Here is an 18,536-nt window from a genome sequence, read left to right as displayed (position 1 = left end):
CCAGCACGCCTGCGCTTCGTTCGCGTCAACGATTAAAACCGTTCTCCGAGCGTCCTGAATTAAGGCCGCCCCCCCTTTGGCTTCACGTCTATAGCGCGGCTCAATAGTCCTGTACGTCCCTGACTCACTGGAGATTGCCATGCATTCGCACTTCAAAGCACTCGTCGCCGCACTGCTCATCAGTAGCCCATTGGTTGCTCTGGCCGTCGAGGAACATCACCCCGACACACCGCCAACCACACCGGCCACCGCCTCCACCACCACGCAAGACAAGGCCATGAGCGAACAGATGCAAAAGATGCAAGCGGCCCACGAAAAAATGATCGCTGCCAAAACCCCGGCCGAACGCCAGGCCGCCATGCAAGAAGGCATGACCACGATGAAGGACAGCATGGGCATGATGCACAACCATTGCCAAGGCATGGGAATGGGCAAAGGCATGTCCGGCGGCAAGGACCGCTCAGACCAGATGATGGGCATGATGATGAAAATGATGGATCAGCAGTCGAGCATGATGAAGATGCCGATGAACAACTAACACCCTTAAAGAAGCGCTTGACCTTGCCATCGTGGCAGGGTCAACGATCGATCCACGTCATCACCACCTGCCACTCACAGTAAAAGAGGCTTACACAATGAACAGCACCGACCTGCAAGTCGAAGGCATGAGCTGCGGGAGCTGTGTCAAACACATCAACGCCGCGTTGCAGCCGCTCGCCGGGGTGGGTGAAGTGACTGTCGATCTGGCGTCCGGTCGGGTCAAGGTGACTGGGGTGGCCGAGAGCGATGTTCTGTTATCCGCACTGAAGGAGGCAGGGTATCCAGCAAGCGTACTGGCAGAAGACAAACATGAAGGCGTAAAGAAGAAATCTGGCTGCGGCGGTTCGAGTTGCTGCTGTCACTGAGTCCGCCCCGGCGAGGATGATGTTGAGCGGCGCGGCAGAAAGTAGGTACTCTCAGCCCCACTCCATCATGGAAGCCGGATAACAATGAAAAACGTAAAAAGTACAATGATGCTCGGTGGCCTGCTCGCTCTGTCGTTTGCCGCTCAGGCAGAGCAATCGCATCTGGACAGCGTCATCCAACAGGGTCAACTGCGCGTGTGTACGACGGGCGACTACAAACCCTATACCGTCAAAGCCGAGGACGGCGAATACTCGGGCATTGACATCGCCATGGCCCGCTCACTGGCCGACAGCCTCGGCGTCAAGGTCGAGTGGGTGCAGACCACCTGGAAAACCCTGATGCCCGACATGCTGGCGGGCAAATGCGACATCGGCATGGGCGGGATCTCGGTCACGCTTGAACGACAGAAAAAAGCCTTCTTCAGCACCACGCTGGATGTCGACGGCAAAATCCCGTTAGTGCGTTGCGAGGATCAGGCGCGGTACCAGACCATCGAGCAAATCAACCAGCCTTCGGTTCGCTTGGTTGAACCGGCTGGTGGTACCAACGAAGCCTTTGTTCACGCGTTTTTGCCCAAGGCGCAATTGAGCCTTCACGACAACGTGACCATCTTTCAGGAGCTGCTGGACAAGAAGGCTGACGTGATGATCACCGATGCTTCGGAAGCGCTGTATCAGCAGAAACTCAAACCCGGTCTGTGCGCGGTGAACCCGAAGCAATTCATGCAATACGGTGAGAAGGCTTACTTGCTGCCGCGTGATGACATGACTTGGAAGTTGTACGTCGATCAGTGGTTGCACCTGGCCAAAGTCACAGGCAACTACCAAAAAGTATTGGGCCAATGGATAGCGACACCCGAGCCCAAATAGACGCCACCTACACACCCCATGTAGCAGCTGGCGAAGCCTGCGTCCGACTGCGCAGCAGTCGCCAACCCAAAGCAGACGGCACATCAGGCAAAACGCAAAACGGCGGAAACACTTCCGCCGTTAATCGTCGTGCAACAACCCCGAACCGTACTCGCCGAAGCTGTTGCCGAGCGCACTGCCATGGAAATTCATCTTATTGGGGTTGTTGGTAGGCCCCGGACCAAAACCGGCAGACGGCAGGGTGGCTTCCGAATATTCGCTATGAGTGCTCGCACCCGAACAGGCGCTCAATAGCAACGCACCGGCGATCAGAGCGACTTTAAAGAGGTTCGAGATCATTTTTCAGTTTCCTGTGGGTTGGAAGCGCGGTGACCTTGGGGAGTCATCCTATGCCGCAAGCCCGCCGGGAATTATGAAACTTTGCTGGGCGACAGCGTTTGTTCAGGTAGTGATTGCTTGAGGCAAAAAAAGGGACTTTTCCAGACAAACTGTTAAAAGAGTAACGTCCTACACGACTCTGGGAATTGTCCGTACACTTGTCCATTGCTGTGCTTTTGTCACGAGGCCTATAGTCCGGTCCACGCCCAAATGGCGTATCGGGTTTGGCGACTCGATGATAAGGCACAGAATCCTCCGAGCCAGCTCGGAGAGTTTCTAAACGCACTTGGCTACCTTTTTTTTGGTGGCTGTGCGTGGGAGATCTTCGGGTCTGCCGGTTTGTGCCTTGTCCGGTTCGCCAACCCGCGTACAGCTACCACCCATTGTTTGGCGACAACGAGTGGTAGGTGATCTCACTTCACTTCAAGGCAATCACTCATGAAAGAATATATGGCTTTAACCAGCAACGCAGACGACCTTCCCTCGTTGTATGTAAACACCACCCAACCGCTGCATTCACTGCTTAGCACCGCACGCTACCGAATTGGCGCGGTAACGCAGATCCTGGAAAACCTCGCGATGCGCGGCGACATCACCACGGACTCGGTGATACTCAGCGACTTCGCAATGCTTTGCTGCATACCCTTGCGCGATGGCTGTGATGTTCTAGATGTCGTTGCGCGACGTATGGATGCTGAGCGGTCCTGATGTCACAAAGGGGCGCCCTCCTCGGACGCCCCTTCGAACTCATGATTCACCCGAGCACACGCTCAGAAACAAAACACCGACGATCAGCACGACTTTGATGATACTCAAGATCAACTTGCGGTTCTCTGCGGGTACGTGAGAGGAAACGAACGAAGTCTCGGCCAAACATAATGGCTTGTGAAATTTCATACGCTGCCGGAAACTCACCCCGCAACATTGGCCACTGGCCTGCAGAAAACGCGATACCAAGCACACTGAAAGAAAATCTGGTCGATACCTCGACCGAGCGCCACCCAAAAAAGGACAGAACATGAGCAACACGGATGAATTGCAAACCGACAATGCCAGCCCAAAATGGAAAGAGCGTTTCGCTTTTTTCAATCAGAACGGCAGCCCCAAAAGCCCCAACTTCAGTTCGGCGCTCAAGCAACTACCGACCCGTAAGCGCATGCTGATCAATATAAACTTCATCGCTATTTTCTTCGGGCCGATTTATCTTTTTGTGCTCGGTCTGTGGAAAAAGAACCTGGCACTCATAGCGATCATCGTTGGCATCACCTTCGGCCTGACGTTCACCTTTGCAATCCTCGGCTATGAAATGCCCAAAGCCTTAGGCAGCGGCCTGAACGTCGTCTTTGCACTTATGTATGGGTTGAGCGTCAACTATGCCTACTACCTGAAACAGGTAAAAGGTTCGCAAGGCTGGAACCCTTTCGAAGGGTTGAAGATCGTCTAAACGAACTCTCTGGATCGAAATGCACCCTGCAGAGTTCAGTTGTTCCCTTACTTTACACCAGCTCTTCAACTGCTCTGGACTAGCACCCCGTTATTGAAATGACGGGGTTCGGTTTCTCTTTACCATGCAATCTCGTCCCCCATCGTCGAATTCCTCTCATGCCGTTGTTCAGATGCCCTGAACAACGGCAACAAGACTCGCCTAAGCCCCGCAACCCCAATCCTGATAAACTCCCCACCTCCCAGCCTCACCCATTCCAGAACCGCCAATGCCCCCAATCACCGCCACGCCCGCCCCGCTCTCCCGCCGCTTCTCCGTCGCCCCGATGATGGATTGGACTGACAGGCATTGCAGGTATTTCCTACGCCTGCTCTCCAAGCACGCCCTCCTCTACACCGAAATGGTCACCACCGGCGCACTCCTCAACGGCGATCACGACCGCTTCCTGCGTCACAACGAAGCCGAACACCCGCTCGCCCTGCAACTCGGCGGCAGCGTCCCGCTGGACCTGGCCGCTTGCGCGCGCATGGCGCAGGAGCACGGTTATGACGAGGTGAACCTGAATGTCGGCTGCCCGAGTGATCGGGTGCAGAACAATATGATCGGCGCGGTGCTGATGGGGCATCCGCAGTTGGTGGCGGATTGTGTGAAGGCGATGCGTGACGCGGTGTCGATTCCGGTGACGGTGAAGCATCGCATCGGGATTAATGGGCGGGACAGTTACGAGGAGTTGTGTGATTTCGTCGGCACGGTTCGCGATGCCGGGTGCACGAGTTTTACGGTGCATGCGCGGATTGCGATTCTGGAGGGGTTGTCGCCGAAGGAGAATCGCGACATTCCGCCTCTGCGGTATGACGTGGCGGCGCAGTTGAAGAAGGATTTTCCGGAGCTGGAGATCATTCTCAACGGCGGGATCAAGACGCTGGAGGCCTGTCACGAGCATTTGCAGACGTTCGACGGTGTGATGCTCGGCCGTGAGGCGTATCACAATCCTTATGTGATGGCCGAGGTGGATCAGCAACTGTTCGGCAGCACGGCGCCGGTGATCAGCCGGGCCGAGGCGCTGGCGCAGTTGCGGCCTTACATAGCGGCGCACATTGATGCGGGCGGCTCGATGCATCACATCACCCGGCATGTGCTGGGGCTGGGCACCGGGTTTCCGGGGGCACGCAAGTTTCGGCAGTTGTTGTCGGTGGATATTCACAAGGCCAAGGAGCCTTTGGTGTTGCTGGATCAGGCGGCGGAGTTGTTGGAGGGGCGGTAACCGGAAAGTCCCTAGCTACGTTAATGGAGTGTCATTGATGGCAACTGCGAGGCTAACGACGCAAGGACGAATTACCATTCCGGCGCAGGTTCGCACCTCGCTCGGGTTGGCCGCAGGTGATCACGTCGAATTTGTAACGTTGCGAGACGGCAGTGTTGAATTTTTGGCCAAGACGGGCTCGGTTCATGCGCTCAAAGGTCTTATCTGCAAGCGGTCCAAGACGATAGGAGTTGTGAGCCGAACCCGTCGCCGGATCTAATAAAAGGCAATTAGCCTCCAATTGTCAGCCACTACGTCAAAGACGTATGATCGCAACCATGCTGACAATCATTGAATCCAAGATATTTACAAAACTCTGGCCGGATTACTGGACTGAAGAAGAACGCGGTGCGTTCATGTCCTATCTGGCAAACAATCCGGACGCAGGCGCAGTGATCCCGGGCTCGGAGGGATGCCGAAAAGTGCGTTGGAGCATGGATGGTCGCGGTAAAAGTGGCGCGGTTAGAATTATCTACATCGCGCAACTTGCCAGCGGCGCCTTGGTCACATTGCTGATCTACGGCAAAGGCGCCACAGAGAACATCCCCGCGCATATACTGCGCAAAATCGCAAAGGAGCTGAATCATGCCCCTAACTGAAAAAGAACTGATGGAACGGGATGCCAAACGCAATATTGGCGAAGAACTGTTGGCGTCGATTCTTGAAGTCAAAGCCGGCCTACACGGCGACGTTCACAAAGTTGAAGTAACCGAGGCTGCAGAGGCCCGAAGCAAAACCGGTCTATCACAACCGAAGTTTGCGGAGCTGCTGGGCGTTTCCGTACGCACTCTGCAGGAGTGGGAACAAGGACGACGGTCCCCTTCTGGGGCTGCACGATCGCTCCTTCATATCGCAGCTATTCGCCCTGACGTTTTCCGAGACGTATTGGCGAACTGAAGTCATGACTGTGGACCTTCTGGGCGTTAACGGTCGCCTGGGTTGAACCTGTGGTCTGATTTGGCATCGTATTTATCGATACTGCGCCCCGCCATTCAAACAGCCGTTTTCAGGTTGTTGCCGCTGAGGCCCTCGATACGTACACACACCCTTGAGTGGCTGTCAGCGCTCGGGTAATGTCATTAGACCCATAGGACAGAGCACGCCCATGACTTCCAAGCTGGAACAACTCAAACAGATGACCACCGTGGTTGCCGACACCGGCGACTTCGAAGCGATCGCTCGCGTTAAACCGGTGGACGCTACCACCAACCCTTCCCTGCTGCTCAAAGCGGCGGCCATTCCTGGTTATGCCGAATTGCTGAACGCTTGCGTCAGCGACTGCAAGGGCGATGTGGGCCTGGCCAGTGACCGTTTTGGCGTTGCGGTAGGGCAAGAAATTCTGAAGGTGATTCCTGGCCGTATTTCCACTGAGGTGGATGCGCGCCTGTCGTTCGACACTGACGCCGTATTGAAGCGTGCGCACCGTCTGATCGAGCTGTACGACAAGGCCGGCATCGGCCGCGACCGCGTGCTGATCAAGATCGCTTCCACCTGGGAAGGCATCCGCGCTGCCGAGATTCTGGAAAAAGAAGGCATCCAGACCAACCTGACGCTGCTGTTCTCGTTCGCGCAAGCGGCGGCGTGTGCGGATGCAGGTGTGTTCCTGATTTCGCCGTTCGTGGGTCGGATCTACGACTGGTACAAGAAGGCCAACGGCAACGACTACACCGGCGCGGATGATCCGGGCGTGCAGTCGGTGACGCGCATTTACAACTACTACAAGGCCAATGACTACAAGACCGTGGTCATGGGCGCGAGCTTCCGTAATCTGAATCAGATCGAGCAGTTGGCCGGTTGCGACCGTTTGACCATCAGCCCGGACTTGATCGACAAGCTGGCGGCGGATACGGGCAAGCTGGAGCGCAAATTGGCGGCGGATACGGGCAAGCTGGAGCGCAAATTGGCGCCGGGCCATGCCGGTGAGGCGCGTTTGAGCCTGAATGAAGCGCAGTTCCGTTGGTTGTCCAACGAAGATGCGATGGCGACCGAGAAACTGGCTGAGGGGATTCGTCAGTTTGCCCGGGATCAGGAGAAGCTTGAGGCGCTGCTGCAGGCCAAGCTGTGATCTAGTTTCGACGCAATACAAAAGGGCGAACCCATTGGGTTCGCCCTTTTTTGTGGATGTTTGTCTGGTGTTGGCTTCGCGCTGACGGATGAGGAGGTCGTGCGGGGCGCTTTCGCGGGCAAGCCTCGCTCCTACAGGGGAATGTGTCGGGTCGTGGTCATTTGAACGACGCAAAACCGTAGGAGCGAGGCTTGCCCGCGAACAGGCCAGTCCGCGGACTACATCACCTTGAGATCAATGCCGCTCCAGCGCATTCACCAGATCATGGAACGCTTCACGATTCGAATCGTTCAGCCCCATCAGGATCTTGTGCGCTTCGAGCACTTTGATCCGCACCACTTCCTCGGACTGATCCTGGTCTGGCAGGTCGGTCAGGCACTCAGGGCACGGGATCGGGCGGTCAACGATGTTGAACACCTGCTCGAAGCCCATGGACTGCAGCAGACGGGTGATGTCTTCGTGGGTGGTGACGACGGTCGGCAGCAGGCCGACCTTTTGCCGCGACAGGATCGACAATTTGGCCAGCAGGCCAAGGGTGGTGCTGTCGATGCTGCGGGTTTCGGTCAGGTCGATCACGATCGCGTTGAAATTCAACGCCGTGAAGATCCGCTCAATAGTCGCATCCAACGCCGAACACAGGGTCAGGCGAACTTCACCGACGAACTTCAGGACGAAGGTGCCGTCCTGCTCGGCGAACTGGATTCTACCGGTACTCATTAAAGATTCCTGCTCAACACCAACAGGGCGATATCATCCGGCATCTCCCCTAGCGTGGCCAATCCAAAAACCTGCCGCAACCCATCCAGGGTGCCGCCCGCTGCCTTGACCCGCTGGGGCAAAGCCGCTTCTTTTTCTTTGAGTGTAGGTTCTGGCAAAAGGTCCAGAATGCCATCAGACATCAGCGTCAGGCTGAACGTCGGCGGCAGTTCCAGCACGTGGTCTTCGTAGGTGGCTTCATTGAAGAGGCCCACCGGCAGACCACGCCCTTCCAGATAACGGACACTGTCTGGCGTGTACAACACAGGCAACGGCAAATGACCGCCGATGCTATAGGTCAACAAACCTGTCTCCTCGTCGATGACTCCACCGACCATTGTGACGTGTTTACCCAGCTTACAACTGATCAGGCCCCGGTTGATATGACCAAGGACCTCTGAAGGCTTGAATTCCGGCAATGTGCCGTTGCGCTTGGATTCGAACAACAAGCGCGTGGTCATGAATTTCAGCAGCACGGTGACGAAGGCTGAAGAGGCACCATGACCGGAAACGTCCGCCAGGTAGAACGCTACCCGACGCTCGTCGACCCGAAAGTAGTCGACGAAATCACCCGACAGGTACAGCGACGGGATGATCTGGTGAGCAAACTGGAACTCGTCGATGGTCCAGGGGCTGACCGGCAGCATGTTCATCTGCACCTGGCGACCGGCGTTCTGGTCTTCCTGGAGCAGGTTCAGGCTGGCTTCGAGCTCGCGGTTGGCCTTTTCCAGCTTCTCGCGGTAGCGCTGGTTTTCCAGCAGCAGGCGCGCGCGATCCAGGGCCCGGCGCACGGAGTGCTCGAGCACGGCCAGATCTTCGAGAGGCTTGATCAGGTAATCCGCCGCGCCCAGGCGCAAGGCCTCGACCGCGTCGTTCATCACGCCGGCACCCGACACCACAATAACTGGGGTTTGCGGTGACCGCTCGGTGACCTGGCGGATGAGTTCGAGTCCGCCCATCTGCGGCATGCGCAGATCGCAGATGACCAAGTCGGGCTTGTATTGCTCGAATACCTGAAGACCCTGCTGGCCATTGCTGGCCTGCAAGACGCTGAAACCACTGTCTTCCAAATAGGCGGCGAGGCTCGCGCGCACTACTTCGTCATCATCGATTATCAGCAGCGTGGCACTGGTTTTTGGCATGTGGGCAAACGGCGCCAGAATTAGGTTGGCGTAGCAGGCTGGGCAATTGACCCCGCGCACACTACTGGATTCGCTTTCTAGCCTCTCTGTTGCACCGCTTTCGGGCATTCACCCTACTCACAGGCACACCAGAGGTGCCCTTCTAAGGCGCAGACGGTACTCCCATCCGCGGGGCGTTTCAAGCTCACGCCGATGGTCGCTTGACGTCTTTACTTGTCAAATCACCGGGAGTTATAAGAACAGACAAAACCGTAACTCAATGGAAGGACGAAGCCCATGAGTCAAACCGATCGGGACTACAGTGAAAAGCGTGATTTCATCCGCATGCGGGTCGATGCCGATGTCGCGCTTATTCACGAAGGGGACGAGGTTGCAGCCGTCTGCATCGACCTTTCCAGCAGTGGCATGCAGGTTGAGGCGCCTCGCTTGTTCAAGGTCGGCGACCGCCTGAGCGTGCGGATCGATTCCGATCATGCGGCGCTCAAAGGCCTCGAAGCCGACACCGAAGTGGTGTGGGTCAAAGAACAGGACGGCGGCAGTCAGAAACTCGGCCTTACAATCTTGAAGATGAAATAACCCGGATCCAAAAGCAAAGAAGGCGGCCAACTGGCCGCCTTCTTCGTTTTATCGGTCGAAATCAGAAATCGTCTTCGACCTGACCGTCCTTCACTTTGAATTCGCGGTTCTGCAAGTACGCATTGCGGATGAAGGTGTACTTGTCGCCACTGATCAGCTTCTCGGCCGACAGCAGGCTGGCGCGGGTGTCGACGATGTTCAGGCCGAAGATCGAATTACGCACGGGCACATCGTGAATGTACGGGTATGGGCCGGTGTAGCCATCGACGTATTTCGCCGGAGCATCACGCAGAGTGCTTGGGCCGAGCAACGGCAGCATCACGTACGGGCCGCTGCCTACACCCCAGTAGCCCAGCGTCTGACCGAAGTCTTCGTCGCTGCGGTTCAGGCCCATTTTGGTGCCCACGTCGAAGAAGCCCAGCACGCCGAACGTGGTGTTGAAGATCAGGCGCGCGGTATCGACCCCGGCCGCGGCCGGTTTGGCCTGCAAGATGTTGTTGGCAAGGTTGGTGACATCACCGACGTTGCGGAACATGTTGTGGATGCCGTCTTCGAGAAACTGCGGGGTGACGAACTGGTAGCCCTGCGCCAACGGCTTCAGCGCATAGGTATCGACCACATCGTTGAATTTGTAGATAGGACGGTTGATGCTTTCCCAAGGGTCGTCTTCCGAGGCTGCCTGGGCAACGAACGGAGCCAGTAACACACTGGCGCATACGAAAAGCTGAGCTAGATGATTGCTCCAGCGCATAGAAAACTCCTTGGTTTGTACTGGCGCGGGCGTCTTGGCCCGGGCATGAAGCTGGTTAGTATAAGGTGGAAAAGCCGCTTTAGGCAGTATCGTGCGTGATGGCGTTCGGATGATTCGCCCTGAGTGTGAGTGATTCACATCAATGTCATCCAACTGTCACCGGCCACGCATAGCCTTGTCGCTATTTCAGGGACGTTGACATGCCGCACGCCGAAGCCTTGCCCCTCGCCGCACCCAGCCTGACCGCCGTCCTGTTCGGCCTCAGCGGATGCCTGGTGGATTTCGGCGCCCGCACGCGCCAGCACGACGCCCATTCTGCCGAGCACGCCGAGGTCACGCCGGGTGCCCTGGACAGTTTGCACAGCCTGCAACGTCAGCAGATTCCCTGTGCCTGGCTCGACGAACTCGCCCCTGCCCTCAGCCATTCCCTGGCGGCCGCTCTACCGGAATGGATCAAACCTTCGCAACACCCCGCAACAATCAATCCTTGGCCCGCGCCGAATGCGTGCTGGGAAGCCTTGATGGCGCTGAATGTCGAGCGCCTGGATGGCTGCGTGCTGGTCAGCGGCGAACCGCGACTGCTGCAGTCGGGCCTGAACGCCGGGCTGTGGACGATTGGCCTGGCCTCCTGCGGCTCGCTTTGCGGGCTGGCGCCCAGCGAATGGCAGGCCTTGAGCCAGAAGGAACGCGAACACCTGCGCGGCAAGGCGACGGTGCAGCTGTTCAGTCTGGGCGTGCACTCAGTGATCGATCACCTGGGCGAACTCGACAACTGCCTGGCCGACATCAGCCTGCGTCGCCTCAAGGGTGAAAAGCCCTGACCCGGATCATGCAGGTTTCGCGCGAGTGGATTAATCTAAAGGTCAGCCATAGACCTTTGGCGCGCTGCTACGGTCTATGCCAGTGCCTATCGATAAAAGGAAGAACGCCATGCCTGCCCGCGAACTGCAAGAACAGCTCAATACTCTGCGCGAGCAATTGGAACAGAATCCGCCGCTGACGGAAGCCGAGCGCGAAGACCTGCATGCACTGATGCAACAGATCGAACTTGAGATTGAACTGGAAACCAAAACCCAGGACTCCAGCCTCTCCGACAATGTGAATTTGGCCGTAGAACGTTTCGAAATTGAGCACCCTACTCTCGCCGGCACACTGCGCAACATCGTGCAGGCCTTGGGCAATATGGGGATCTGAAGCCACCGGATACAAAAAAGCCCCGCTAGCGATAGCGGGGCTTTTTCATATCTACGATTTGTAACGCATTCCCCTGTGGGAGCGGGCTTGCTCGCGAATGCGGTTTATCAGGCACCATCAATGCCGACTGATACACCGCATTCGCGAGCAAGCCCGCTCCCACATTAGATCTTTATTGGCGGACCAGACGGTGGTTCGGCAGTTGAACGTCTTCAGTGCTGCGATACGGGTTGATATCCAACCCTCCACGCCGCACATAGCGCGCATACACCGTCAGTTTCTCGGGTTTCAGCAGCCGCTGCAGGTCGAGGAAAATCCGCTCCACGCACTGCTCATGGAAGTCCGAGTGCTGGCGGAAACTCACGATGTACTCCAGCAAACTCGCATGATCCAGCGCCGCGCCACGGTATTCCACCGCCACGCTGCCCCAGTCCGGCTGGCTGGTAACCGGGCAATTGGACTTGAGCAGATGACTGTGCACGCTCTCTTCGACAACGCGCGACTCGTCGCAACGCAGCAGCTCCGGACGCGGATGCTCGTAGTTGCTGACGCTGATCTCCAGATCATCGATGCACACGCCCGGCAGCGCCACGACGCCTTCGGCTTCAACGTCTTTCAGGCTGCGAATCCGCACGCCAACCGGTTTACCCGCCGCAGCGGACAGGTCTTTCACCAGCGTCGCTTCAAGGCTCGCGGTGTCGGCAAACGGCGTCTGGTTCAGCGAGTTCAGGTACAGTTTGAACGACTTGGATTCGATGATGTTCGGCGAATCCGCCGGGATGCTGAATTCGCCGATCGCCACCACGGGTTTGCCGGACGGCAACAGCCACGACAGCTCGAAGCAGTTCCAGAAATCCACGCCCTTGTACGGCAGGGTTTCAGCCGTCAGACCCAGCTCGGCCCATTTCGCGGTGCGCGGGATCGGGAACAGCAAGGACGGCGTGTAAGTGGCGATGTATTCGCTGGATTTGCCCAGCGGCGAGTGTTCGGCTGCGGGATGCATGGCGGAAACCTGACTGAAGAATCAGCGGATTCTACCAGCCTTTGCTCCCGTCTTTGAGTGCTTACTGACTGACAGTCAACTTGCCGACCATGCCAGCCTGATAGTGGCCAGGGATATTGCAGGCAAATTCCAGACTGGTGGCCTTGGTGAAGGTCCAGGTCAGCTCGGCGGTTTTGCCGGGTTCGACGAGGACACTATTCGGGTCATCGTGTTTCATCATTCCGTGATCCATGCCGGCCATCGAACTGTGGTCCATTTCCTTCATGCCTGTAGGCGTGAGCATGCCGCTCTGCTGCATCTTCAACATTTCCTGCTGATGTTTTGCATGCATCGCCGCGTCGCCGAGGTTGAATTCGTGCAGCAACTGGCCTTTATTCACCAGCACAAAACGAATCGTCTCACCGGCCTTGATATCGATGGCCTTGGGCGTAAACGACATGTCACCCATCACCACTTCGACGCTGCGGCCCGCCTTTGCGGCCGGAGCCGGTTGACCGAAGTCGTAGGTGTGCGTCGGCGCTGCCCACGCCGGCGAGCTCAGCGCCAGCAAACACGCAACCAGCATCAGAGGTGTGCGCAAAAACATAGTCGTACTCCAACAAGATAAGGTTCAGCCTGTGGAAAACTTTAAACTGCAGCCACTGCCCACAAGCTGACGGCCAGATTACAACTTTGTCAGGTTGGCCTGTACTGACGCTGCCCACGGTATAAAGCGTTCGTTCCACTTACCTCGAGTCGCCCATGAAACTACTGATCGTCGAAGACCAACCGAAAACCGGCCACTACCTGCGCCAGGGCCTGGCCGAGGCCGGATTCAACGCCGAGCTGGTGGCCGACGGCAACTCCGGTCTGCAATTGGCGCTGAGCGGCGATTACGCGCTATTGATCCTCGATGTGATGCTGCCGGGGCGCGATGGCTGGCAGATCCTGCAAGCCGTGCGCAGCGCCGGCCTCGAAACGCCGGTACTTTTTCTGACAGCGCGAGATGCGGTGGAAGACAGGGTCCACGGCCTCGAACTCGGCGCCGACGATTACCTGGTCAAGCCGTTCGCCTTCTCCGAACTGCTGGCCCGGGTCCGCAGCCTGTTGCGCCGTGGCAGCGCCCCGCCTCAGGAAACCAGCCTGCAACTGGCCGATTTGCGCCTGGATTTGATCCGTCGCCGCGTCGAACGCAGCGGTCAACGCATCGACCTGACCGCCAAGGAATTCGCCCTGCTGGAAATGCTCCTGCGACGTCAGGGTGAAGTGTTGCCCAAGTCGCTGATTGCTTCGCAGGTCTGGGACATGAACTTCGACAGCGACACCAATGTCATCGAAGTCGCCATCCGCCGGTTGCGCCTGAAGATCGACGACGAATTCCCGAACAAGTTGATCCACACCGTGCGCGGCATGGGTTATGTCCTTGAAGAGCGTCCTGCCTGATGCGCCGATTGTCCTTGAGCAGCCGCCTCGCGTTGCTGTTTGCCGCCTGCACTGCCGTGGTTTCGTTGTTTGCCGGGGTGTTGTTCAGTCGCGCCAGCGAAGCGCATTTTGTTGAACTGGATCAGCAGTTGCTGGACGGTAAGTTGATCGGTTTGCGTCGGGCGCTTCACGATATCCGATCGAGTGACAGCGAAATCAGGCTGGCGGATGAATTGAGTCGTGAGGCTGATCTTTCACTGCGCATTACCGGCAGCGATGGCCAACGCTGGTATGACAGCTCCACGCGTGTACCCGACAAGCTCCCGCACAAACCGGGCTTATCGACCATTAACGACAACGACACCGACTACCGCGTCCTGAACGCTCCATTGTTTGTCGACAAGCCTGATTCACCACAATTGACCCTGCTGCTGGACATCACCCATCACCAGCACTTTCTGCAACGCATGCAGCACCTGATCTGGCTCACCGTGGGTTTGTCTGCCCTGGCCACGGCGCTGCTCGGTGCCTGGGCGGCGCGCAGCGGGCTGCGTCCATTGCGCCGCATGAGTGCGGTCGCCCGCGGAGTTTCGGCGCAATCGCTCAACGCTCGCCTGCCCGAAGACGACATGCCGCCAGAACTCGCGGAAATGGCCCACCACTTCAACGCCATGCTCGGACGCCTCGACGACTCGTTTCAGCGGCTCTCGGCGTTTTCCGCCGACATCGCCCATGAGCTGCGCACGCCACTGTCAAACCTGCTGACCCACACCCAGGTCACCCTCACCCGCCCGCGGCCCATCGAGGACTACCGCGAGGCGCTGCACAGCAACCTCGAAGAACTGCAATGGATGGCGCAACTGGTCAACGACATGTTGTACCTGGCGAAAGCCGACCATGGTTTGCTGACGCCCAAGCGCGAACCGCTGGAGTTGGCGGAGGAAGCGGATGTGTTGCTGGAGTTTTTTGCGCCGTTGGCCGAGGACGCTCGGGTGACGCTGAGTCGTGAAGGTCATGCGCGCATGGAGGGTGACCGCAGCATGCTGCGGCGTGCACTGTCCAATTTGCTGGACAACGCGTTGCGGTTTACGCCGGCCGAGGGTGAGGTTCGCGTGCGGATTATCGAGCGACCTGAAGCGTTGAACCTGACGGTTGAGAACAGCGGCGAAGGCATTGACGGGACATTACTGCCGCGTTTGTTTGATCGCTTCTACCGGGCGGATCCGGCCAGACAGGAAGGCAGCAGTGAACATGCGGGGTTGGGATTGGCGATTACCCAGTCGATCGTGCGTGCCCATGGTGGGCAGATTCGTTGTGAATCGGCTGATGGATGGACCAGGTTTGTGATTGAGTTGCCAAAAGGGGATTAAGGCCAGCAGGGCTGGCCCCTTCGCGGGCAAGCCTCGCTCCTACGGTTTTGTGTCGAACGCAAAGATGCAATCGACATAGACCCTGTAGGAGCGAGGCTTGCCCGCGAAAGCGGTCTACCGGATTACGAATACCGAAGCGCGTGAGCCGGCTCGATCTTCGCCGCACGCCATGCCGGGTAAACCGTGGCCAGGAAGCTCAGCACAAACCCCGCAGAACAGATCAACAGCACATCCCCACCCTGCAACTCCGAAGGCAAGTTGCTGACGAAATACACATCGGAACTGAAGATGTGCTGCCCGCTCACCCGCTCCATCCAGCCCACCAGCTCACTGACGTTCAGCGCCGCAATCACGCCGAGCACGCCACCGATCAAGGTGCCGACCACCCCGATCACCGTGCCCTGGACCATGAAAATCGCCATGATCTGCCGAGGCGTGGCGCCGATGGTGCGCAGGATCGCGATGTCCGCGCCTTTGTCGTTCACCACCATGATCAGTGTCGCGATGATGTTGAACGCCGCCACTGCAACGATCATCAGCAACAGCAAGCCGATCATGGTTTTTTCCATTTTCATCGCGCTGAACAGGCTGCCCTGGGTGTGGGTCCAGTCGTCAGCCTTGTAAGCCGTGCCCAGGCCGCCCGCGATATCGCTGGATACCTGCGGCGCCGCGTATAAATCCTTCACCGCCAGGCGCACGCTCTGCACCTGATTCGGTTCCCAATGCTGCATCTGCGCGGCATCGGCAACGTGGATCAGCGCCATCGAACCGTCCAGCTCGGCACCGACCTTGAACACACCAACCACGTTCAGGCGCTGCATGCGCGGGGTAATCCCGCCCGGTGCGTTGCTGACTTCCGGCACGATCAGGGTGATCTTGTCGCCCACATTCAAGCGGAACCGTCGCGCTGTGATCTCGCCGATCACTACGCCGAACTCGCCTGGCTTCAAGGCATCGAGACGGCCCTGAACGATGTGCTGAGCCACGATCGACACCTTGCCTTCCAGCGCCGGATCGACACCGCTGACCTGAATCGGCTGCATCGTGCCTTTATAGGAGAGCATGCCTTCCATCTCGGTGAACGGCACAGCGGCGGTCACTTCCGGATTTTTCATCGCGGCCGCGGCCACCGGCTGCCAATCATCGATCGGATTGACGCCGACGATAGTCGCGTGAGGCACCATGCCGAGGATGCGCGAACTCATTTCGCGCTGGAAGCCGTTCATCACCGACAACACCACGATCATCGCCAGGACGCCGAGGGCGAGGCCGATCATCGAGGTCATCGAGATGAACGAAACAAAGCGATTGCGGCGCTTGGCGCGGGTATAGCGCGTGCCGATAAAGATCGATAACGGTCTGAACATTCGCTGGGGCACCGTATAAAAACAAAAAGACCCGACGCCTTTTCAGACATCGGGTTTCGACCAATCAGATAGGCGTCAGGCAACCTTCCTGCAAATGCAGGACGCGATCCATCTGACGAGCCAGGTTCATGTCGTGGGTCACCACCAGGAACGCCGTGCGCATCGAGGTGCTGAGTTCCAGCATCAAATCCTGAATGCCCTGGGCGGTGTGGGAGTCGAGGTTGCCGGTCGGCTCGTCGAGCATCACCAGGCCTGGCTTGTTCACCAGGGCGCGGGCGATGGCCACCCGCTGGCGTTCGCCACCGGACAATTCGGACGGCTTGTGCTCCAGGCGATGGCCCAGCCCTACCCGCTCCAGCAACGCCGTCGCACGCTGACGTGCTTCGGGGATCGCTGTCTTGCCGATCAGCAGCGGCATGCAGACGTTTTCCAGCGCGGTGAATTCCGGCAGCAAATGGTGGAATTGGTACACGAACCCGAGGGAACGGTTACGCAGCAGGCCACGATTTTTCTCGCTCAGCGCCGAAAGCTCTTCGCCGTCGAGCCAGACGCTGCCCTTGGTGGGCGTGTCGAGGCCGCCCAGCAGGTTGAGCAAGGTACTTTTGCCCGACCCCGACGTGCCGACAATCGCCACGCGCTCACCCGGATGCAGCTCCAGCTGCAGACCCGCCAGTACCTCTACCGACTCCGGGCCTTCCTCGTAGGATTTGCCCAGGTTGCGGCAGCTCAAGATTGCTTTATCACTCATGCCCGACTCACTCATAACGTAGCGCCTCCGCAGGCTGGGTGCGCGCGGCACGCCAGGCTGGATACAGGGTGGCGAGGAAACTCAGGACCAACGCGGCGGCGCAGACCATCAACACATCCTGGCTCTGCACTTGCGACGGCAGGTAATCGATGAAGTACACGTCGGCGTTGAGGAATTTGTGCCCGATCAGCCCTTCGAGGGCCGAGATCGCGGCGCTGACGTTCAGCGCGGCGAAAATCCCGACCACGGCGCCGATCAACGTGCCGACCACGCCAATGACGGTGCCCTGGACCATGAAGATCGCCATGATCGAACGCGGTGTGGCGCCAAGGGTGCGCAGAATCGCGATATCGCCCTTCTTGTCGTTCACCACCATCACCAGCGTGGAAATGATGTTGAACGCAGCGACGGCAACGATCAGCAGCAACAGCAGACCGATCATGGCTTTTTCCATCCGGATCGCCTGATACAGATTGCCGTGGGTGCGGGTCCAGTCGCGGGCGTAGAAATGGTCTTCGCCGAGCTGCTGGGCGATGTTCCACGCAGTGCGTGGGGCCTGGAACAGGTCGTCGAACTTCAGGCGGATGCCCTGCACCTGATCCGGCTTCCAGCGGTGCAGCTTCGCCAGGTCCTGCAGGTTGGTGACGCCCAGGTAACCGTCGATCTCGCCGGCACCGACGTGGAAGATGCCCACGACGGTGAAGCGTTTCATGCGTGGGAACATGCCGGCCGGGGTCACGGTGACTTCCGGTGCGACGAAGGTCAGCTTGTCGCCGATGGCCGCGCCGAGCTTGGCGGCCGCCTTGTCGCCAATGACGATGCCGAAACTGCCGGGCGCGAGGTCATCGAGTTTTCCCTGCAGCATGAACTTGTCAATGATCGACACCTGGCGTTCCAGCGCCGGGTCGATGGCATTGAGCAGCACTTTGGAGACTTTGCCGTTGTTGGTCAGCAGACCCTGCATCTGGGTAAACGGCGCCACGGCCGTCACCTGCGGGTTCTGCTTGACCTTGGCGGCCAGGCTTTGCCAGTCGCTGATCGGCTCGCCGGACTCGATGGTCGCGTGGGGCACCATGCCCAGCACGCGGGTGCGCATCTCATGATCGAAGCCGTTCATGACCGACAGCACCACGATCATCACGATCACGCCGAGGGCAAGACCGATCATCGAAGTCAGGGAAATGAACGACACAAAATGATTGCGACGCTTTGCACGGGTATAACGCGTGCCAATAAATACGAAGAGAGGTCTGAACATGTCGG

At 58.2% G+C, this 18,536-nt stretch carries 24 protein-coding genes; 15 read left to right on the top strand and 9 right to left on the bottom strand.

The window, feature by feature from the left end; all coding sequences use genetic code 11:
- Nucleotides 1–139: 139 nt before the first annotated feature.
- The 3 genes from J2Y86_RS27985 to J2Y86_RS27975 all read left to right on the top strand — a co-directional run bounded on the left by J2Y86_RS27985 (nucleotide 140) and on the right by J2Y86_RS27975 (nucleotide 1,775).
- The gene (locus J2Y86_RS27985; protein ID WP_253439189.1) at nucleotides 140–538 is read left to right on the top strand and encodes a hypothetical protein; all 399 of its coding nucleotides are present in this window, start codon (nucleotides 140–142) and stop codon (nucleotides 536–538) included.
- A gap of 97 nt (nucleotides 539–635) precedes the next feature.
- Nucleotides 636–905: a heavy-metal-associated domain-containing protein gene (locus tag J2Y86_RS27980; protein WP_253439186.1), complete on the top strand. Its 270-nt coding sequence runs from the start codon at nucleotides 636–638 to the stop codon at nucleotides 903–905.
- Nucleotides 906–989: 84 nt separating this feature from the next.
- The gene (locus J2Y86_RS27975) at nucleotides 990–1,775 is read left to right on the top strand and encodes a transporter substrate-binding domain-containing protein (protein WP_253439184.1); all 786 of its coding nucleotides are present in this window, start codon (nucleotides 990–992) and stop codon (nucleotides 1,773–1,775) included.
- Nucleotides 1,776–1,895: 120 nt separating this feature from the next.
- Here the strand turns inward: J2Y86_RS27975 and J2Y86_RS27970 are convergent, their stop codons facing one another.
- A complete protein-coding gene (locus tag J2Y86_RS27970) occupies nucleotides 1,896–2,114 on the bottom strand; it encodes a hypothetical protein (protein WP_223432055.1) in 219 nt (72 codons plus the stop codon).
- Between the two features lie 477 nt (nucleotides 2,115–2,591).
- Between J2Y86_RS27970 and J2Y86_RS27965 the strand changes: the two genes are divergently transcribed.
- The 7 genes from J2Y86_RS27965 (at nucleotide 2,592) to tal (ending at nucleotide 6,965) form a co-directional block, all read left to right on the top strand.
- Complete coding sequence (locus tag J2Y86_RS27965) at nucleotides 2,592–2,861, top strand: short-chain dehydrogenase (RefSeq protein WP_253439182.1); 270 nt, start codon at nucleotides 2,592–2,594, stop codon at nucleotides 2,859–2,861.
- Nucleotides 2,862–3,171: 310 nt separating this feature from the next.
- Nucleotides 3,172–3,597, top strand: coding sequence for a DUF2628 domain-containing protein (locus J2Y86_RS27960; protein ID WP_253439180.1), 426 nt, complete (start codon nucleotides 3,172–3,174; stop codon nucleotides 3,595–3,597).
- Nucleotides 3,598–3,865: 268 nt separating this feature from the next.
- A complete protein-coding gene (dusA, locus tag J2Y86_RS27955) occupies nucleotides 3,866–4,861 on the top strand; it encodes a tRNA dihydrouridine(20/20a) synthase DusA (protein WP_253439178.1) in 996 nt (331 codons plus the stop codon).
- A 37-nt stretch (nucleotides 4,862–4,898) separates the two neighbouring features.
- Complete coding sequence (locus J2Y86_RS27950) at nucleotides 4,899–5,120, top strand: AbrB/MazE/SpoVT family DNA-binding domain-containing protein (protein WP_253439175.1); 222 nt, start codon at nucleotides 4,899–4,901, stop codon at nucleotides 5,118–5,120.
- 58 nt (nucleotides 5,121–5,178) lie between these two features.
- On the top strand, nucleotides 5,179–5,499 hold the full coding sequence (locus tag J2Y86_RS27945) for a hypothetical protein (RefSeq protein ID WP_008151354.1): 321 nt from the start codon (nucleotides 5,179–5,181) through the stop codon (nucleotides 5,497–5,499).
- Nucleotides 5,486–5,797, top strand: coding sequence for a helix-turn-helix domain-containing protein (locus J2Y86_RS27940; protein ID WP_033061895.1), 312 nt, complete (start codon nucleotides 5,486–5,488; stop codon nucleotides 5,795–5,797). Before J2Y86_RS27945 ends, J2Y86_RS27940 begins: the two co-directional genes overlap by 14 nt.
- 208 nt (nucleotides 5,798–6,005) lie before the next feature.
- On the top strand, nucleotides 6,006–6,965 hold the full coding sequence (tal, locus tag J2Y86_RS27935; protein ID WP_253439173.1) for a transaldolase: 960 nt from the start codon (nucleotides 6,006–6,008) through the stop codon (nucleotides 6,963–6,965).
- 234 nt (nucleotides 6,966–7,199) lie between these two features.
- Here tal and rssC read toward each other — a convergent pair whose 3' ends face one another.
- Both rssC and rssB read right to left on the bottom strand, forming a co-directional pair.
- On the bottom strand, nucleotides 7,200–7,682 hold the full coding sequence (rssC, locus tag J2Y86_RS27930) for an anti-sigma factor antagonist RssC (RefSeq protein ID WP_007935262.1): 483 nt from the start codon (nucleotides 7,680–7,682) through the stop codon (nucleotides 7,200–7,202).
- Nucleotides 7,682–8,863, bottom strand: coding sequence for a two-component system response regulator RssB (gene rssB / locus J2Y86_RS27925; RefSeq protein ID WP_253439171.1), 1,182 nt, complete (start codon nucleotides 8,861–8,863; stop codon nucleotides 7,682–7,684). The genes rssC and rssB overlap by 1 nt, the downstream gene beginning before the upstream one ends.
- Nucleotides 8,864–9,139: 276 nt before the next feature.
- Between rssB and J2Y86_RS27920 the strand changes: the two genes are divergently transcribed.
- A complete protein-coding gene (locus tag J2Y86_RS27920) occupies nucleotides 9,140–9,439 on the top strand; it encodes a PilZ domain-containing protein (RefSeq protein ID WP_214382023.1) in 300 nt (99 codons plus the stop codon).
- Nucleotides 9,440–9,500: 61 nt separating this feature from the next.
- Here J2Y86_RS27920 and J2Y86_RS27915 read toward each other — a convergent pair whose 3' ends face one another.
- Nucleotides 9,501–10,190 (bottom strand): MlaA family lipoprotein, encoded by a 690-nt coding sequence (locus J2Y86_RS27915; RefSeq protein WP_253439168.1) that lies wholly within the window; start codon nucleotides 10,188–10,190, stop codon nucleotides 9,501–9,503.
- Nucleotides 10,191–10,390: 200 nt separating this feature from the next.
- On the opposite strand from J2Y86_RS27915, the gene J2Y86_RS27910 reads away from it, so the two are divergent.
- The gene (locus J2Y86_RS27910) at nucleotides 10,391–11,011 is read left to right on the top strand and encodes an HAD family phosphatase (protein ID WP_253439165.1); all 621 of its coding nucleotides are present in this window, start codon (nucleotides 10,391–10,393) and stop codon (nucleotides 11,009–11,011) included.
- Between the two features lie 109 nt (nucleotides 11,012–11,120).
- Nucleotides 11,121–11,384: a DUF4404 family protein gene (locus J2Y86_RS27905; RefSeq protein WP_084323769.1), complete on the top strand. Its 264-nt coding sequence runs from the start codon at nucleotides 11,121–11,123 to the stop codon at nucleotides 11,382–11,384.
- Nucleotides 11,385–11,556: 172 nt separating this feature from the next.
- Here the strand turns inward: J2Y86_RS27905 and queF are convergent, their stop codons facing one another.
- On the bottom strand, nucleotides 11,557–12,387 hold the full coding sequence (queF, locus tag J2Y86_RS27900) for an NADPH-dependent 7-cyano-7-deazaguanine reductase QueF (protein ID WP_253439161.1): 831 nt from the start codon (nucleotides 12,385–12,387) through the stop codon (nucleotides 11,557–11,559).
- A gap of 61 nt (nucleotides 12,388–12,448) precedes the next feature.
- The gene (copI, locus tag J2Y86_RS27895; protein WP_253439157.1) at nucleotides 12,449–12,973 is read right to left on the bottom strand and encodes a copper-resistant cuproprotein CopI; all 525 of its coding nucleotides are present in this window, start codon (nucleotides 12,971–12,973) and stop codon (nucleotides 12,449–12,451) included.
- Nucleotides 12,974–13,128: 155 nt separating this feature from the next.
- Between copI and J2Y86_RS27890 the strand changes: the two genes are divergently transcribed.
- Both J2Y86_RS27890 and J2Y86_RS27885 read left to right on the top strand, forming a co-directional pair.
- A complete protein-coding gene (locus tag J2Y86_RS27890) occupies nucleotides 13,129–13,809 on the top strand; it encodes a heavy metal response regulator transcription factor (protein WP_253439154.1) in 681 nt (226 codons plus the stop codon).
- Nucleotides 13,809–15,158, top strand: a complete 1,350-nt coding sequence (locus J2Y86_RS27885) for a heavy metal sensor histidine kinase (protein ID WP_253439150.1) — start codon at nucleotides 13,809–13,811, stop codon at nucleotides 15,156–15,158. Before J2Y86_RS27890 ends, J2Y86_RS27885 begins: the two co-directional genes overlap by 1 nt.
- A gap of 122 nt (nucleotides 15,159–15,280) precedes the next feature.
- On the opposite strand, the gene J2Y86_RS27880 is transcribed toward J2Y86_RS27885, so the two are convergent.
- The 3 genes from J2Y86_RS27880 to J2Y86_RS27870 all read right to left on the bottom strand — a co-directional run bounded on the left by J2Y86_RS27880 (nucleotide 15,281) and on the right by J2Y86_RS27870 (nucleotide 18,531).
- Complete coding sequence (locus J2Y86_RS27880) at nucleotides 15,281–16,525, bottom strand: lipoprotein-releasing ABC transporter permease subunit (protein ID WP_253439147.1); 1,245 nt, start codon at nucleotides 16,523–16,525, stop codon at nucleotides 15,281–15,283.
- 64 nt (nucleotides 16,526–16,589) lie between these two features.
- On the bottom strand, nucleotides 16,590–17,273 hold the full coding sequence (gene lolD, locus J2Y86_RS27875; RefSeq protein ID WP_167360488.1) for a lipoprotein-releasing ABC transporter ATP-binding protein LolD: 684 nt from the start codon (nucleotides 17,271–17,273) through the stop codon (nucleotides 16,590–16,592).
- A gap of 7 nt (nucleotides 17,274–17,280) precedes the next feature.
- Nucleotides 17,281–18,531 carry a lipoprotein-releasing ABC transporter permease subunit gene (locus J2Y86_RS27870; protein ID WP_253439143.1) on the bottom strand — a complete coding sequence of 417 codons (1,251 nt, stop codon included), beginning with the start codon at nucleotides 18,529–18,531 and terminating at the stop codon, nucleotides 17,281–17,283.
- Nucleotides 18,532–18,536 lie beyond the last annotated feature (5 nt).

The sequence above is a fragment of the Pseudomonas migulae genome, assembly GCF_024169315.1.
GTDB lineage: Bacteria > Pseudomonadota > Gammaproteobacteria > Pseudomonadales > Pseudomonadaceae > Aquipseudomonas > Aquipseudomonas migulae_B.
This window is presented reverse-complemented; position numbering and strand designations above follow the sequence as displayed.